This window comes from Microbacterium sp. P26, from assembly GCF_023712585.1.
Taxonomy (GTDB): domain Bacteria; phylum Actinomycetota; class Actinomycetes; order Actinomycetales; family Microbacteriaceae; genus Microbacterium; species Microbacterium algihabitans_A.
Genome location: NZ_JAMAXZ010000007.1, coordinates 186,295 through 201,565, shown reverse-complemented (window position 1 = coordinate 201,565; position 15,271 = coordinate 186,295). Strand labels below are relative to the sequence as shown.

At 71.1% G+C, this 15,271-nt stretch carries 13 protein-coding genes and 1 tRNA gene; 3 read left to right on the top strand and 11 right to left on the bottom strand.

Going from position 1 to position 15,271, the window contains the following annotated elements; all coding sequences use genetic code 11:
• Nucleotides 1-17: 17 nt before the first annotated feature.
• The 3 genes from M3667_RS14095 (at nucleotide 18) to M3667_RS14085 (ending at nucleotide 3,813) form a co-directional block, all read left to right on the top strand.
• Nucleotides 18-956 carry a DMT family transporter gene (locus M3667_RS14095; protein ID WP_251508883.1) on the top strand — a complete coding sequence of 313 codons (939 nt, stop codon included), beginning with the start codon at nucleotides 18-20 and terminating at the stop codon, nucleotides 954-956.
• 42 nt (nucleotides 957-998) lie between these two features.
• On the top strand, nucleotides 999-2,585 hold the full coding sequence (locus tag M3667_RS14090; protein ID WP_251508880.1) for a molybdopterin-dependent oxidoreductase: 1,587 nt from the start codon (nucleotides 999-1,001) through the stop codon (nucleotides 2,583-2,585).
• 121 nt (nucleotides 2,586-2,706) lie between these two features.
• Nucleotides 2,707-3,813: a PAS domain-containing sensor histidine kinase gene (locus M3667_RS14085; RefSeq protein WP_251508878.1), complete on the top strand. Its 1,107-nt coding sequence runs from the start codon at nucleotides 2,707-2,709 to the stop codon at nucleotides 3,811-3,813.
• Between the two features lie 6 nt (nucleotides 3,814-3,819).
• Here the strand turns inward: M3667_RS14085 and M3667_RS14080 are convergent, their stop codons facing one another.
• The 11 genes from M3667_RS14080 to M3667_RS14030 form a co-directional block, all read right to left on the bottom strand.
• Complete coding sequence (locus tag M3667_RS14080; protein WP_251508876.1) at nucleotides 3,820-4,398, bottom strand: isochorismatase family protein; 579 nt, start codon at nucleotides 4,396-4,398, stop codon at nucleotides 3,820-3,822.
• Nucleotides 4,395-6,647, bottom strand: a complete 2,253-nt coding sequence (locus tag M3667_RS14075; protein WP_251508874.1) for an efflux RND transporter permease subunit — start codon at nucleotides 6,645-6,647, stop codon at nucleotides 4,395-4,397. Before M3667_RS14075 ends, M3667_RS14080 begins: the two co-directional genes overlap by 4 nt.
• 75 nt (nucleotides 6,648-6,722) lie before the next feature.
• On the bottom strand, nucleotides 6,723-7,118 hold the full coding sequence (locus M3667_RS14070; protein ID WP_251508872.1) for a hypothetical protein: 396 nt from the start codon (nucleotides 7,116-7,118) through the stop codon (nucleotides 6,723-6,725).
• Between the two features lie 153 nt (nucleotides 7,119-7,271).
• A tRNA-Thr gene (locus M3667_RS14065) sits at nucleotides 7,272-7,344 on the bottom strand.
• A 66-nt stretch (nucleotides 7,345-7,410) separates the two neighbouring features.
• On the bottom strand, nucleotides 7,411-8,082 hold the full coding sequence (gene deoC / locus M3667_RS14060; protein ID WP_144833040.1) for a deoxyribose-phosphate aldolase: 672 nt from the start codon (nucleotides 8,080-8,082) through the stop codon (nucleotides 7,411-7,413).
• Nucleotides 8,083-8,144: 62 nt separating this feature from the next.
• Nucleotides 8,145-9,686, bottom strand: coding sequence for an alpha/beta hydrolase (locus M3667_RS14055; protein WP_251508869.1), 1,542 nt, complete (start codon nucleotides 9,684-9,686; stop codon nucleotides 8,145-8,147).
• Complete coding sequence (locus tag M3667_RS14050; RefSeq protein ID WP_251508868.1) at nucleotides 9,683-10,861, bottom strand: DNA polymerase III subunit delta'; 1,179 nt, start codon at nucleotides 10,859-10,861, stop codon at nucleotides 9,683-9,685. The genes M3667_RS14055 and M3667_RS14050 overlap by 4 nt, the downstream gene beginning before the upstream one ends.
• Before the next feature lie 70 nt (nucleotides 10,862-10,931).
• On the bottom strand, nucleotides 10,932-11,606 hold the full coding sequence (tmk, locus tag M3667_RS14045) for a dTMP kinase (RefSeq protein ID WP_251508865.1): 675 nt from the start codon (nucleotides 11,604-11,606) through the stop codon (nucleotides 10,932-10,934).
• Entirely contained in the window at nucleotides 11,603-14,497 is a 2,895-nt protein-coding gene (gene topA, locus M3667_RS14040; RefSeq protein ID WP_251508863.1) for a type I DNA topoisomerase, read from the bottom strand. Before topA ends, tmk begins: the two co-directional genes overlap by 4 nt.
• 68 nt (nucleotides 14,498-14,565) lie before the next feature.
• Nucleotides 14,566-14,886, bottom strand: a complete 321-nt coding sequence (locus M3667_RS14035; RefSeq protein ID WP_251508862.1) for an Rv3654c family TadE-like protein — start codon at nucleotides 14,884-14,886, stop codon at nucleotides 14,566-14,568.
• Nucleotides 14,886-15,236 carry a TadE family type IV pilus minor pilin gene (locus M3667_RS14030; protein WP_251508860.1) on the bottom strand — a complete coding sequence of 117 codons (351 nt, stop codon included), beginning with the start codon at nucleotides 15,234-15,236 and terminating at the stop codon, nucleotides 14,886-14,888. Before M3667_RS14030 ends, M3667_RS14035 begins: the two co-directional genes overlap by 1 nt.
• Nucleotides 15,237-15,271 lie beyond the last annotated feature (35 nt).

The following is a 15,271-nucleotide window of genomic DNA, read 5'->3' as shown; positions in this document are numbered from 1 at the left end:
ATCCCTACGCTCGGCGAGTGACCACGTTCGCCCTCCCGCGCCGCTCCGCGCTCGCTCGCACCACCGTGATCGGCCTCGCGGCCGTGGCCGCGGTCGTCGCGCTCTGGTCGTCGTTCGCCCTGTCGGCTCGGGCCCTCGAGGGAGCAGGACTGACGATGGCGGATGCCGCGATCGTGCGTTTCGCGGTGCCCGCGCTCGTCCTGTCGCCCTGGATCCCCCGCACCCTCCGCGTTCTCCGCCGGGAGCGGGCGCTCGTCGTCGCACTGGTCGTGCTCGCCGGCCTCCCCCACTACCTGCTGTTCGCGTGGGGCGCCCACCTCACCTCCGCCGCGCTGACCGGCCTGCTGGTGCCCGGGACGGTGCCCCTGTTCGTCACGCTCCTGCTCTTCGCGCGCAGCCGGCGCGGCATCCCCCGCCGTCGGGCCCTCGCCCTCGCTGCCATCGTCGCGGGCGTCGCCGCCAGCGCGGTCTTCACGGGCGGGTCGGCCGGCCCCGGAGGCATCGTCGTGTTGCTGGCCGCGGGGTTCGTGTGGGCGGCGTACACGGTGGGGCTCGCTCGCACGCGCCTCGACCCCATCGGGGTGATCGTCGTCGTCTCGCTCAGTTCGCTGATCGGCGCCGCCGTGCTCGCCGCGACCGGCGCCCTGCCGTCGCACCTGTTCTCGGGCTTCATCGACCTGCGCGCCCTCGGCGGCTACGCCCTCGTGCAGGGCATCGGCACAGGCCTGCTCTCGACCGCCTGCTACGTCGTGGCGGTGAAGAACCTCGGCAGCAGCATCCCCGCGGCCGCCGGCGCGCTCAGCCCCGTGCTCACGGCGGTCGTGGCGGTCCCCCTGCTCGGGGAGCCGATCACCGCGGGTCTCGCCCTCGCCCTGGCCCTCATCGTGTCGGGCGTCGCCCTCTTCGCACTCACCCCCACGGCATCCGTTTCCCCTTCCGCTCCGAATGAGGTGTGAGGCCTCGTCACGCGTGCGCGACGGCCAGGAATGAGGGATGCCATGACCACCGACACCACGGCGAAGACCGACCGGAAGACGTCGCTGCGCCGCCCCCACGCCTGGATCTGGGCCGCCCTCGCCGGAATCGTATCGGCGGCGGCCCTGCTCGCCGTCGCGGAGGCCCTCGCGGCACTGGTCGCCCGCTCGGCGAGCCCGATCCTCGCGGTCGGCTCGTTCATCGTCGACATCGTCCCGCGCCCCCTGAAAGAGCTCGCGATCACCCTGTTCGGCGAAAGCGACAAGATCGCCCTCCTCGCCGGCGTCGGGCTCGGCGCCGCCGTGGCGGCCGCCGTCGCCGGTGTCCTCGAATACCGCTTCCGCTTCGTCGGGGTCGTGCTGCTCGGCATCGGCGGAATCCTCGCCACCGCCGCCATCGTCACGCGCACCGGAGCCGGCGCCCTCAGCTGGCTGCCCCCGATCGTCGGCACCATCGCCGGCGTCCTCGTACTGATGCTCGCCATGGTCCGCCTGCGTCGCTGGGTGTCGGCCGCCACCGCTCAGAACATCGAGGCCACGGGCACCGACCGCCGCCACTTCCTCCTCTTCACCGGCCTCACCGCCGTCGGCGCCGTCGTCGTCGGAGTGGGCGCGCGTGTGCTGAACGCAGCGACCTCGTCGGTCGCCGCCGCTCGCGACGCCCTGCGTCTGCCGGCCGCGCGATCGACCGTCACCGTCCCCGAGGGCGCCAACTGGGAGATCGACGGCCTCAGCCCGATCATCACCCCCAACAGCGACTTCTACCGCGTCGACACCGCGCTCAGTGTTCCCAACGTCGACCCCACCACGTGGCGCCTGTCGATCGAGGGCATGGTCGACAACCCCATCGAGCTCAGCTTCGACGACCTCGTGGGCATGGGCCTCGACGAGTACGGCGTGACCCTCACGTGCGTGTCGAACGAGGTCGGCGGAGACCTCGTCGGCAACGCGATCTGGACGGGCCTGCCGATCCGCGACGTGCTGCGGATGGCGGGCGTGCAGGCGGATGCCGACATGGTGCTCTCCGAGAGCGTGGACGGCTTCACGGCATCCACTCCCCTGTCTTCGCTCACCGACGACAACCTCGACGCGATCTTCGCGGTGGCCATGAACGGCGAACCGCTGCCCTTCGAGCACGGGTTCCCCGTGCGCATGGTCGTTCCGGGACTGTACGGCTACGTCTCGGCGACGAAATGGGTCACCAAGCTCACCGTCACGCGCTTCGACAAGGACGAGGCCTACTGGACCCCTCGCGGGTACGCCGCGCAGGCGCCGATCAAGATGTCGTCGCGCGTGGACACTCCCAAGATCGGCACGCCGATCGCCGCAGGACCCGTGGTCGTGGCCGGCATGGCCTGGGCCCAGCCGGTCGGCGTGGAGAAGGTCGAGGTCAGCATCGACAACGGCGAATGGCAGGAGACGCAGCTCTCGACGCCCATCAACGCCCAGTCGTGGGTGCAGTGGAAGTTCGACTGGACCGCCGAGGCCGGCGCGCACTACATCGCGGTTCGGGCGACCGACTCGCAGGGCAACGTGCAGATCCAGGACCAGGCGCCCATCGCCCCCGACGGCTCGAGCGGCTGGCAGCGCACCCTCGTCACCGTCTCGTGACAAGGGAGCGGACCGGTTCGGCGAATGTCAATCGCTGTCGGTCCGCCCCTCCCGAGGGCCATGATCGAGGCATGGCTTCAGCGAGTATCCCGACCCGCGCCCGCGCCGTCCGATGAGCAGCGTGCCCGAAGAACCCCCGACTCCGCCCGTCGCGCCCGGAGTCGATCCGGCGCACCCGTTGACGAGCATCCGACGCGCGATCCCGCAGGACTGGGACGAGCAGGTCGACCTCTTCGCAATCGTCAAACTCGACAGCGGCGGGTTCGTCCGCGGCTGGAACCTCGGTGCGGAGCGCATCAAAGGCTACCGCGAAGACGAGATCCTCGGATCGCACTTCTCGCGCTTCTACCGTGAAGAAGACCGCCGACGCGGGGTGCCCGACTCCCTGCTCGCCGCCGCACAGCGCGACGGCCACGTCGAAGACACCGGCTGGCGCGTGCGCAGCGACGGCTCCGAGTTCTGGGCCCGCGTCACGATCTCGGCGATCCGCAGCGACCAGGGCCAGGTGCTCGGATTCGTCAAGATCGTGCGCGACCTGACCGGCGAGAAGAAGGCGGCCGATGAGCGGGTCGCGCTGCAGCGCACCTTCGCCCACGACCTGCTCTCCCCCGTGACGGCGCTGCGCGGATACCTCGACCTCATCGGTGAGCAGGTCGGCGACGACAACCGTCTCTTGCAGCTGGCGGGCGAGGCCAGCGACCACATCGTCGCGATGGCCGAGGCGCTTATGGCCAACGTTAACCCGGAGTCGGCGCGTGGTCGCCACCGCGCCACCTTGGATCTCGTGGCCCGCGGTGCCGTCGCCCTCGTGCTCCCCGGAGCCGCCTCCGAGCGCGTCGTCTACGCGCAGATGGATCCCGTCCCGATCTGCGGCGACGTTCTGGGCCTGCGCCGCGCCGTCGCGAACGTGCTCGAGAACGCGGCCAAGTACTCCGACGACCAGATCGAAGTGGCGGTGTTCGAGACCGACGAAGGGGCCACCGTACGCGTGCGCGACACCGGCCGCGGCATCCACCCCGACGACCTTTCCGTGATCACCGACGACGGCGAACGCGGCCGCTACGCCGCGAAGGGCGACGGCGGTCAGGGCATCGGACTCGCCAGCGTGCAACGCGTGGCCAACGCCCACGGCGGCCGGCTGCGCATCGTCAGCGCATCCAGCGAGGGCACCACGGTGACCCTCTCGATCCCCCGCGTCGACGACGACGACCCGACCGGGTGCGTGTAGTCGAACTCACTCCGCCGAGCGGGTCAGCCGCGCACCGGCCGCCTCGAGCTCGGCGAGAGCTGCAGCGCTCGAGTCGGGGTGCACCCCCGCGATCAGGTCGGTGAACACCCGCACCCCGCGACCGGCCGCCAGCGCGTCGAGGGCCGAGGCGCGCACGCAGTAGTCGGTCGCGATGCCCGCGAGATCGATGTCGCGGATGCCGTGGGCCTCGAGGATCTGCGCGGCGGTCTCGCCCTGGTCGGACACTCCCTCGAAGAGAGAGTAGGCGGGCTTGCCCTGCCCTTTCTTGAGGTGGTGCGTGACGCGCGAGGTGTCGAAGAACTCGTCGTAGTCGGCGCCAGGGGTGCCACCGACGCAGTGCACGGGCCACGAGTCGACGAAATCGGGGGTCGACGAGAAGTGCCCGCCGTTGTCGTCGTCGCCGTGATGCCAGTCGCGCGAGGCGACGATCACGGAGTACTCCCCCGCATGACGCTCGAGGAAGCGCGAGACGCGCTCGGCGACCGCGTCGCCTCCCTCGACGCCCAGGGCGCCGTGCTCGGTGAAGTCGTTCTGGACGTCGACGATGAACAGGGCCCGGGTCATGCCTCGAGCCTAGGCGCGTCGGCATCCGCCCGCTCCTGCCGGCCGAGCTTCGAGGGCCACCAGATGCGTCGACCGAGGTCGTACGCGAGGGCGGGCACGAGCAACGAGCGCACCACGAAGGTGTCGAGCAGCACGCCGAAGGCGACGATGAAGGCGATCTGCGCGAGGAAGAGGATCGGGATGACGCCGAGGGCCGCGAACGTGGCCGCCAGCACGAGCCCCGCCGAGGTGATGACGCCGCCGGTGGCGACCAGACCGCGCAGAATGCCCGCGCGGGTGCCGTGCGCGAGCGACTCCTCCCGCACGCGCGACATCAGGAAGATGTTGTAATCCACCCCGAGCGCGACGAGGAAGACGAAGCCGTACAGGGGGACGGCGGGATCGGCGCCCGGGAAGCCGAAGACGCCGTCGAAGACCAGCGCGCTGACGCCGAGAGCGGCCCCGAACGACACCACCACCGTTCCCATCAGCAGCAGCGGAGCCACGATCGAGCGCAGCAGCGCCATCAGGATGAGCAGGATCACCACGAGGACGATCGGAATGATCAGCGAACGGTCGCGGATGGACGTGTCGATGGAGTCGATGTCGGTGGCCGTGACGCCGCCGACCAGGGCCGTGCCCTCACCGAGCCGGTCGGTGAGATCGACGCGCAGCTGCCGCACGGCCTCGTCGGCGGCGGGCGAATCCGCGGTGTCCGAAAGCGTCGCCGCGAGCAGCACGTCGCCGCTCGAGACGGTGGGCGCGGGGGCCGGCGTGCCGGGAGGGCCGAACGCCGTGGTCTGCAGGGCGCCGTCGACGACGCTCACCGGCGACTGGCCGCCGGGCGCGTCGCCGCTGAGCACGGCCAAGGCGTCGACCCCCGTCGCTCCGTCGAGCACCTCGACGGCCTGAGCCGCCTGCGCTTCGGGGACCAGCACGTACGCGGGGCTTCCCGACCCGCCCGGGAAGTGCTCGGCGAGCGCGGCCTGGCCGTCGCGCGCCTCGGACGCCCCCAGCACCAGGTCGCTCGCGGGCACGCCGTCGGCCCGGAGCTGCGTCACCCCGACGCACGCGGCCAGGAGCACGAGCGTGCACACGATCCAGACCGGGCGGGCCCGGCGCGCGACGAAACGTGCCTGCCGCGGCCACAGGCCCTTGGCGGGCTGCGTGAGGTCGTCGGGCAGGGCGGTGGTGCCCGGCTTGGGCAGGAAGGGCCAGAACGCCGCACGACCCACCAGGGCGAGCAGGGCCGGAAGGAAGGTCAGCGCCGACAGCACCGCGAAGGCGATGCCGATCGAGGCGATCGGGCCGAGCGCCCGGTTGGTCGCCAGATCCGACAGGAGCAGGCAGAGCAGGCCCGCGATGACCGTGCCACCCGAGGCCAGGATGGGTTCGAACGCTCCGCGCCAGGCCCGGGTCGTGGCATCCCATCTCCTGCGACCTTCGCCGATCGCCTCGCGGAACCGTGCGGTGTAAAGCAGTGCGTAGTCGGTCGCGGCACCGATCACGAGGATGAACAAAATGCCCTGGACCTGGCCGTTGAGCACCACGATGCCCGCGTAGGCGAGCCACCAGACGGTCAGCAGCGCCACGCACAGGGCGAACACCGAGGTCAGCAGCACGAGCACCGGCAGCAGCGGCGACCGGTAGACGATCACGAGGATGACGAACACCGCCATCAACGCGACACCGAGCAGCAGTCCGTCGATGCCGAGGAAGCCCTTGGCGAGATCGGCGGTGAAGCCGGCGGGGCCCGTGACCCACGCGTCGACACCGGCGGGCGCCTCGGCGGACACCTTCTCGCGCACCTGCTCGACGACGTCGCGCACCTCACCGGAGCTGTCGATGGCCACGAAGATCTGCGCGGCCTGCCCGTCGTCCGAGACCACAGGTGGCGACGCCTCTCCGCTGACGCCGTCGAGACCCGCGATGTCGGTGGCGAGGGTCTGCAGGTCGGTCACCTGGGCGTCGGTCAGGGCGCTGCCGTCGGCGGACGCGGCCACGACGATGGCCGGAATCGTGTCGCTGCCGACGAAGTCGGTCAGGCGCTCGCTGACCCGGGTGGCATCCGCCGACTGGGGAAGGAACGACGACTGGTCGTTGGTGGCGACCTGGTCGACCTTGCCGAAGAACGGTCCGCCGATCGAGCCGCCCACCACCCAGAGGAGCACGAGAAGGCTCGGGATGCCGACGCGGAGCCAGCGCGACACCGTCGGTCGATCGTCGAGTCGGCGTGAACGGCGGCGAGTGGGCGCGGGAGCGTCGGGCATATCGCTAGCTTATCTAGCGATATGGTCTGCTCGTCAAGTCCGATCTCCCCACGCCGCGCGTGAGCCGGCGACGGATCACCCGCGCGCGAAAAGCAGCACGATCGAGATCACGAACGCGATGGTCCCGAGCGAGAGCACCCCGGCCGCCAGCAACGAGACGAACCGCACGAGCGGCGACGACTTCGTCAGGCGCATGCGATGCGCACTCCCCCGGCGATAGAAGATGTCGGTCATGTCCGCGGCCCCGACCTTGGTGTCGTCGTGCGCGGACAGCGGCGCCTCGTTGACCCCGCCGTCGTCGTCGAACCACCGCACGACGCGCCCACCCTCGACGTGCTCCACGACGGCGCGTGCGGGCAGCCACGTGCCGTCGGCGAGGAAGAGGAACACCGCCGCGAAAGCGAGGAGCAGACCACCGCCGAGGCCCACCCACGTGAAGATCTCGATGACGGCATCGAGGGCGTTCGACACGGGGGCTCCTGCGGGGTAGCGGGCGGAAAGACGCCGTCGCGCGAGCGCGGAACGAGGCGCTCCTCAGCCTATCGGCCGCCGCCACCGACCCCCTGCTCGTCGCGCGCGATGCAAAAAGGCCCCCACCCGGTGGAAGCGGGTGAGGGCCTTCGGAGCCGCCTAAGGGAATCGAACCCTTGACCTATTCATTACGAGTGAATCGCTCTGCCGTCTGAGCTAAGGCGGCACGTGCGCGCTGTCGCGTGCACGATCATCGATCTTACATGCTCCAGCGGGCCTCGCGGTACGCGGGTCAGTAGTCGCCGGTCGCCGAGCGGTCCGCGAGGATGTCGCGGCTCGACGACAGACCGAGGCGCGTGGCTCCCGCCGCGATCATCTCTTCGGCGGCGGCGCGGGTGCGCACCCCGCCGGATGCCTTGACCTCGGCGCGATCGCCGACGGTGCGCTTCATGAGCTCCACGGCGTGGACGCTGGCGCCGCCGGCGGGGTGGAACCCGGTGGAGGTCTTGACGAAATCGGCACCGGCGGCGACCGCCGCCTCGCACACGGCGACGATGGCCTCGTCGCTGAGCGCGGCGGACTCGATGATGACCTTCAGCACCGTGGGCGCCGGAGCTGCCGTGCGCACGGCGCGGATCTCGGCCTCGACCACGTCGTAGGAGCCCGCGATGGCCGCACCCACGTCGATGACCATGTCGATCTCGTCGGCGCCCTGGGCGACCGAGAGGGCGGCCTCGGCGGCCTTGACCTCGGCGTGGTGCTTGCCGCTCGGGAAGCCGCAGACGACGGCGAGCTTGAGTCCCGCCGGCAGGTCGACGGGCAGGAACGAGGGCGAGATGCACACGCTGTAGGTTCCGAGCTCGGCGCCCTCGGCGATGAGGCGCTCGACGTCGGCGCGGGTGGCCTCGGGCTTGAGCAGGGTGTGGTCGATGTAGCTCGCCAGGTCGGCGATGGGCGCGGTCATAGGGGTCTCCTCGAGATGTGACGTGACAAGCCTAGGCGGGTGGGGGTCGCGACGCTGCGCCGCTACTCGCAGCGGAGCCCCGCCGCGGGGACGGTGCCATCGACGAGGTAGTCGTCGACGGCCGAGTTCACGCAGTCGTTGCCCTTGTTGTAGGCGAGGTGGCCCTCGCCCACGTAGGTGACGAGGACGCCCTGCTCGAGCTGCTCCGCGAGCGCCTGCGCCTCGGTGTACGGCGTGGCCGGGTCACCGGTGGTGCCCAGCACCACGATGGGCGGGGAACCCGGCGCCGTGATCTTCTCGCGGACGCCGGTCGGCGGCGCCGGCCAGGCGGCGCACGCGTCGGGTCCGATCCAGTAGGGAGCGACGACGGGGGCCTTCTGCTCGAGCTCGGCCAACAGCTGCGGGTCGTCTTCGTCACCTTCGTCGGGGTAGTCGACGCAGTTGTAGGCGCGCAGCGCCTGCATGGTGTTGTCCTGATAGGTGCCGTCGACGCGTCCGTTGTAGAAGTCGGCGAGCTGGAAGGCCACCGTGGCGTCGCCGTTCTGCACATCGGCCAGCGCCTGCCGCAGGTAGGGCCAGTTCTGGTCGCTGTAGAGTGCCGCGACGATCGAGGTCACGAGCGTGTCGGCCCCCAGCTGCCGTCCGTCACCGGCGGCGAGGGGGCGCGCATCGACACGGGACAGCAGCGACGACAGGTCGTTCATCGCGTCGTCGACCGAGCCGGTGAACGGGCACTCCGACGAGGTGAGACAGTCGGCCATGAAGGCGCGCAGGGCGTTCTCGAACCCGACCGCCTGGGCGATTCCGCTCGCGCTCGACGGAAGGCTCGGGTCGATCCCGCCGTCGAGCACCATGCGTCCGACCCGCTCGGGGAAGAGTCCCGCGTACGTGGTACCGAGGAACGAGCCGTACGAGAACCCGAGGTAGTTGAGCTTCTCATCGCCGAGCACCGCCCGCAGCAGGTCCATGTCGCGCGCGGCGTTCGCGGTCGAGACGTACGGCAGGATGCCGTCGCTGTTGTCGGCGCACGCCTGGGCGAAGTCGGCCTGCCGCTTCTCGAGGGCGGCGTTGCGCTCGTCGCTCCCCCGCTCACCGGGCGGGATGTCGTACAGGAAGGCGTCCATGCCGGCCGCGTCGAAGCAGGTGACGGGCGCGGACTGCCCGACTCCGCGCGGGTCGAACCCGATGACGTCGTAGTCGCGCGTCAGCGTCTCGTCCGCCACGAGCGAGAGGGAGTCGCGCACGGTGTCGACGCCGCTCACACCCGGGCCGCCCGGGTTCGTCAGGAGCGACCCGAGCGGTTGGCCCGACGTCGCGCGGTGGCGGATGACGGCCAACTGCAGCTCGCCCGCAGAGGGGTCGGCGTAGTCGCGCGGCGCCGTGACGCTCGTGCAGTCGAAACCGGCGGATCCGCAGGGTTGCCAGTCGAGCGTCTGACCGTAGTACGGCAGCAACGAGGAGTCGATGCCCTCGGTCTGAGGCGTGGGCGACGGACCGTCGACGGGGGCCGTGGGCGGGATCTGTGCGTAGAGGCACCCGCTGAGAACGAGGGCGAGGCCGGCGAGACCCGCCGCGGCGGCGGTGATGCGCCTGCGCAGGCTCACGGGGTCGATCCGTTGGCGACGGTGATCATGAGACTCTCCAACGCCAGCACCGGGGCGGCGTTCTGCTCGAGGTTGCGGCGGGTGACCGAGATGCGGTCGAGCACCCCGAGGGTGCGGGCGGGCGACCACTCGGTCGCGAGGGCGCGGAGCGCGTCGATGCGCTCGCTGTTGACGAGGTCGCCGTCGCGCCCGTACTGGATCATCACGACGTCGCGGAACAACGACTGCAGGTCGGTGAGCACGCGGTCGATCCCGTCACGCAGGCTGCGCGTGGCGCGACGCTTCTGATCGTCTTCGAGCGCGTTGACCTGACCGCGCACCGAGGGCGGCACGGCGGCACCCTCGGCCACGCCGAGCATGCGCAACAGAGAGCGGCGCTCTTCTTCGTCGCGGGTCGCGGTGAGCGCCTTGGCGTCGTCTGTCGCCAGTCGCACGATGCGGCTCGCCACGTCGACGGCGTCGCCGATGCCCCGCACCGCGAGCACCGCGGCGAGCGTCTCCGCCCGCCGGGCGCGGGCGTCGTCGTCGGTGGCCAGGCGCTGCGCCATGCCGATGTGGCGTTGCGCGTGCCGAGCGGACTCCTCTGCGACCTCGGGGGTCACTCCGGTGCGTTCGACGATGAGCGCCGCGACATCGGCGACGCTGGGCTCGGCCAGTCGCAGCACGCGGACGCGCGAGCGGATGGTCGGCAGCAGGTCGGCGTCGCTGGGCGCGCACAGTACCCAGACGGTCTTCTCGGGTGGTTCCTCGAGCGCCTTCAACAGCACGTTCGAGGTGCGCTCCGACATGCGGTCGGCGTCTTCGACGACGATCACGCGGTGTCGCCCGAGCGAGGGGGCGAACGAGGCGCGCTCGACGAGACGGCGGGCCTCGTCGATGCGGATCACGACCTGCTCGGTGCGCAGCGCGGTGAGGTCGGGATGGGTGCGCGCAAGCACCTGCCGCTGGGCCTGCTCGTCACCGGGGTCGGCGATCAGCGCGGCGGCGAAGGCGTAGGCGAGGGTCGAGCGACCCGACCCGGGCGGACCGGTGATGAGCCACGCGTGGGCGAGGGCGGAGGGATCGGATGCCGCGGTGCGCAAGCTCGCGACCGCTTCGTCTTGCCCCCACACGGCGTCCCACGGGAAGGGCGCCGGACCGGCGGTCCGGGGCGACGGCTCGATCACGACGGACATGCGCCCAGCCTATCCGGGGGGTCGGACACCGCCGTCGGTGCGCGGCTGTGCATCCCCTGCTGACCCGCGGTCAGCCCAGTCGTCGGCCGACGGCCTCGCGCACGCGCGCCGCCAGTTCGTCGGCCGGGCGCGCGGCGTCGAGCACCAGGAAGCGCTCGGGCTCGTCTGCGGCGAGCGCGAGGAACCCCGCTCGCACGCGGGCGTGGAACTCGCTCTTCTCGGCCTCGAGGCGGTCGAACGGCTTGTCGTCGGCGTCGAGGCGCGCCCGTGCCGCCGCGGGGTCGAGGTCGAGGAGCACGGTCAGGTCGGGGAGCAGCCCTTCGGCCGCCCACAGCGACAGAGCGCGGACGTCGTCGGCGTCGAGCACCCGCCCCGCGCCCTGGTAGGCGACCGAGGAGTCGAGGTAGCGGTCTTGAATGACCACGTCGCCCCTCGCGATCGCGGGCCGCACGAGGGTCTCGACGTGGTGCGCGCGGTCGGCGGCGTACAGCAGGGCTTCGGCACGGGAGGCGACGTGACCGCGGTGATGCAGCACGATGTCGCGGATGCGGACCCCTACCTCGGTCCCCCCGGGCTCGCGCGTGCGCACGACCTGTCGGCCCTGATCGGTGAGCCACTCCTCGAGTAGCGACGCCTGCGTGGTCTTGCCCGCACCGTCGCCGCCCTCGAACGTCACGAACAGGCCGGGCCCACCGGCCGCCGCGGCCCGAGGGACCTGCAGCGGCCGGGTGGAGTCGCCGGTCACGACGTCTTCGCCGGCGCCTTGCGCGTGGTCGTCGCCGTGGCGGCGGTCGTCTTCGCCGCCGTCGTCTTGACCGCGCTGGACTTGGCCGCCGTGGTCTTCGCCGCGGTGGACTTGGCCGCCGTGGTCTTCGCCGCCGTCGTCTTGGTCGCCGTGGTCTTCTTCGCCGCGGTCGTCTTCGCGGCCGTGGTCTTGGCCGCGGCGGTCTTGGCGGCCGGGGCCTTGCGCGCAGCGGTCGCCCGCTTGGGCGCCGGGCCCTTCGCCCGCTTGTCGGCGATGAGCTCGACGGCGCGCTCGAAGGTGATCTCCATCGCGTTCTCGCCGCGCGGCACCGTGGCGTTGGTCTCGCCGTCGGTGACGTACGGACCGAAGCGGCCGTCCTTGAGCTTGAGCGGCTTGCCGCTGACCGGGTCGGCGTCGAACTCCTTCAAGGCGCTCGAGGCACGGCGAGCGCCGTACTTGGGCTCGGCGTACTTGGCCAGCGCCTCCTCGAGGGTGATGTCGAAGATCTGCTTCTCGTCGTCGAGCGACCGCGAGTCGGTGCCCTTTTTCAGATACGGACCGAACCGACCGTTCTGCGCGGTGATCTCCTCGCCCGACGTCGGGTCGGCGCCCACGACGCGCGGCAGCGAGAGCAACTGCAGGGCGGTGTCCAGCTCGATCGTGTCGACCGACATCGAGCGGAACAGCGAGGCGGTGCGGGGCTTGGGGGCCGCGTCCTTCTTCGCCGTGCGCTTCTTCGGCTGCTCGACGACCTCACCCGTGGCCTGGTCGACCTCCTCGGGCTCCTCGGCGTCGACCTCCTGCACGTAGGGACCGAAGCGGCCGTCCTTGACGACGACGAGCTTGCCGTTCTCGGGGTTCTCCCCCAGCACGCGGTCGCCCGCGACCGGAGCGTCGATGAGCTCCTGCGCCTTCTGGGGCGTGAGCTCGTCGGGAGCGAGGTCTTCGGGGATGTTGACGATGCGCGGCTTGGCCTCGGCGTCGGCCGTCGGGTCGGTGACCTCGAGGTAGGGGCCGTACTTGCCGAAGCGCAGGGTCGCGGTGTCGGTGATGCGCGTGGAGTTGAGCTCGCGCGCGTCGATCTCGCCGAGGTTGTCGACGATGTGACGCAGACCCACCTGCTTGTCGGAGCCGAAGTAGAACGACTTCAGCCACTCGGTGCGGCGCTGCTCCCCGCGGGCGATGGCGTCGAGGTCGTCTTCGAGGGCGGCGGTGAAGTCGTAGTCGACGAGGTCGGCGAAGTGCTCCTCGAGCAGTCGCACGACGCTGAACGCGAGCCAGCTCGGCACGAGCGCCTGGCCCCGCTTGGTGACGTACCCGCGGTCGAGGATGACGCCGATGATGCTGGCGAAGGTCGACGGGCGGCCGATCCCCTTCTCTTCGAGGGCCTTCACCAGGCTCGCCTCGGTGTAGCGCGGCTTCGGCGAGGTGCTGTGCCCCTTGGGCTCTACGTCGCTGACGGCGAGCTCGTCGCCGACGGCCACCGCGGGCAGCGACTGGTCGGCGTCGTCGTCGTTGCGCTTCTCGTCGGCGCCCTCTTCGTACGCCTCGAGGAAGCCCTTGAAGGTGTAGACGGTGCCGGATGCCGTGAACTCGGCGGTCTGCGCGCCCGCCTGCACGGTGAGCGTGACGGTGGTCGTCTCGTACTTGGCATCCGCCATCTGGCTGGCGACGGTGCGCTTCCAGATGAGGTCGTAGAGCTTCTGCTCGTCGCGGTCGAGCGACGAGGCGAGCGAGGCGGGCGTGCGGAAGGTCTCACCCGAGGGACGGATCGCCTCGTGCGCCTCCTGCGCGTTCTTCGACTTGCTCTTGTACAGGCGGGGGTTGGCGGGAACGGCCTTGTCGCCGTAGAGCGCCACGGCCTGCGCACGGGCGGCCGAGATGGCCTGGCCCGACAGCGCGACCGAGTCGGTACGCATATAAGTGATGAAGCCCTTCTCGTAGAGCCGCTGCGCGACGCCCATGGCGTGCTTGGCGCTCATCGAGAGCTTGCGACCGGCCTCCTGCTGCATCGTGGAGGTGGTGAACGGGGCGCGCGGGCTGCGGGTGCCGGGCTTCGCCTCGACCTTGGCGACCGTCGCGCGACCTGCGGCGGTGATGGCCTCGGCCAGTCCTCGGGCCTGCTCTTCACCCAGCACGACGACGGCCTTCTTCAGCTGTCCGTTGTCGTCGTAGTCGCCACCGCGGGCGATGGGGGCACCGTCGAGACGGTTCAGGCGCGTGCGGAACGACGACCCCGCCTGCGAGGCGAGTGCTTCGACGTCCCAGTACGAGGCCGACACGAACGCCATGCGCTCGCGCTCGCGCTCGACGACCATGCGGGTGGCGGCGGACTGCACGCGGCCGGCGCTGAGGGCGGTGCCCTCGCGACCCGAGCCGACCTTGCGCCACAGGACCGGCGAGACGTCCCAGCCGTAGAGGCGGTCGAGGACGCGGCGGGTCTCCTGCGCGTCGACGAGCGAGACGTCGAGCTCGCGCGTGTGTTCGGCCGCTTCTTTGATGGCGTCTTTGGTGATCTCGTGGAAGATCATGCGACGCACGGGGACCTTGGGCTTGAGGACCTCCAGCAGGTGCCACGCGATGGCTTCGCCTTCGCGGTCACCATCAGTGGCGAGCAGGACTTCGTCGGCCGTCTTGAGCGCGCGCTTGAGCTCGGCGACGGTCTTCGTCTTGCGATCGTTGACCACGTAGAAGGGGTCGAAGTCGTTCTCGACGTCGATGGAGTACTTGCCGTACGCCGCCTTCTTGTCGGCCGGGATCTCCTTCTTCGACGCGAGGTCGCGGATGTGACCGACCGAGCTGAGCACCTCGTAGTCGTCGCCGAGGTATCCCTGGATCGACTTCATCTTCGTCGGGGACTCGACGATGACGAGCTTCTTTCCGTTTGCCACTGGGGTCCTTTCTTCGATGCACACCATACACACGCCTCCCTGTTCGGGTTCCGGGAGGTCTCAGGGGCTCACCGGATTGGGGGTCCGGCTCGCGAGCGCGCATCGAGGGAGATTCCACCGTACGCCCCGCCGACGGTGACGGTGGCGACGAGGCCCGCCACATCGCACTCTCGCAGGGTCGCTCCGCCGGCCGCGGCGATGCGTCCCGCTTCGTCGCACGGGGTGCCCGTCACCGCTCCGCTCGCCGCGTCCGCCGCGGCGAGCGCGGCCGCATCGGCCGTCCCCGCCAGGCGCGACGCGGTGATCGCGGCTCCGCCGACGGAGCCCAGGCCGACGGCCAGGGCCGCCACGGCGGCGATCACCCCCACCGTCGCCGTCGCTCCGGCCATCAGTGCCCCCCATCCAGGGCGCACGCCCGGGCGGCGACGGGAGGGAGAGGCAGGTGCAGCGGCACGGGGGCCGAGGCCTCGACGCACACCAGGTGGTCCGAACGCTGCACCGTTGCGGTGGCCCCGACCTCGGCGACCCGAGCGAGCCCGCTCTCGTCGCCGCGGCCGAGGAGCCGCGCCGCCTCGGTGGTGGCGTGCTGCACGCGGATGGTCGCCGCCGCCGTGCCCAGCGCACCGACCGCCAGGGCGAGCACGACCAGCACGGCGGGCAGGGCGACGGCGAACTCGGCCGTGACCGACCCCCGTTCACCGAGCCGTCGGCCGGTCTCACCTCTCGATGCGCCCGCCACCGCGATGCGAGGACACCCGCTGCGCGACCAGGGCC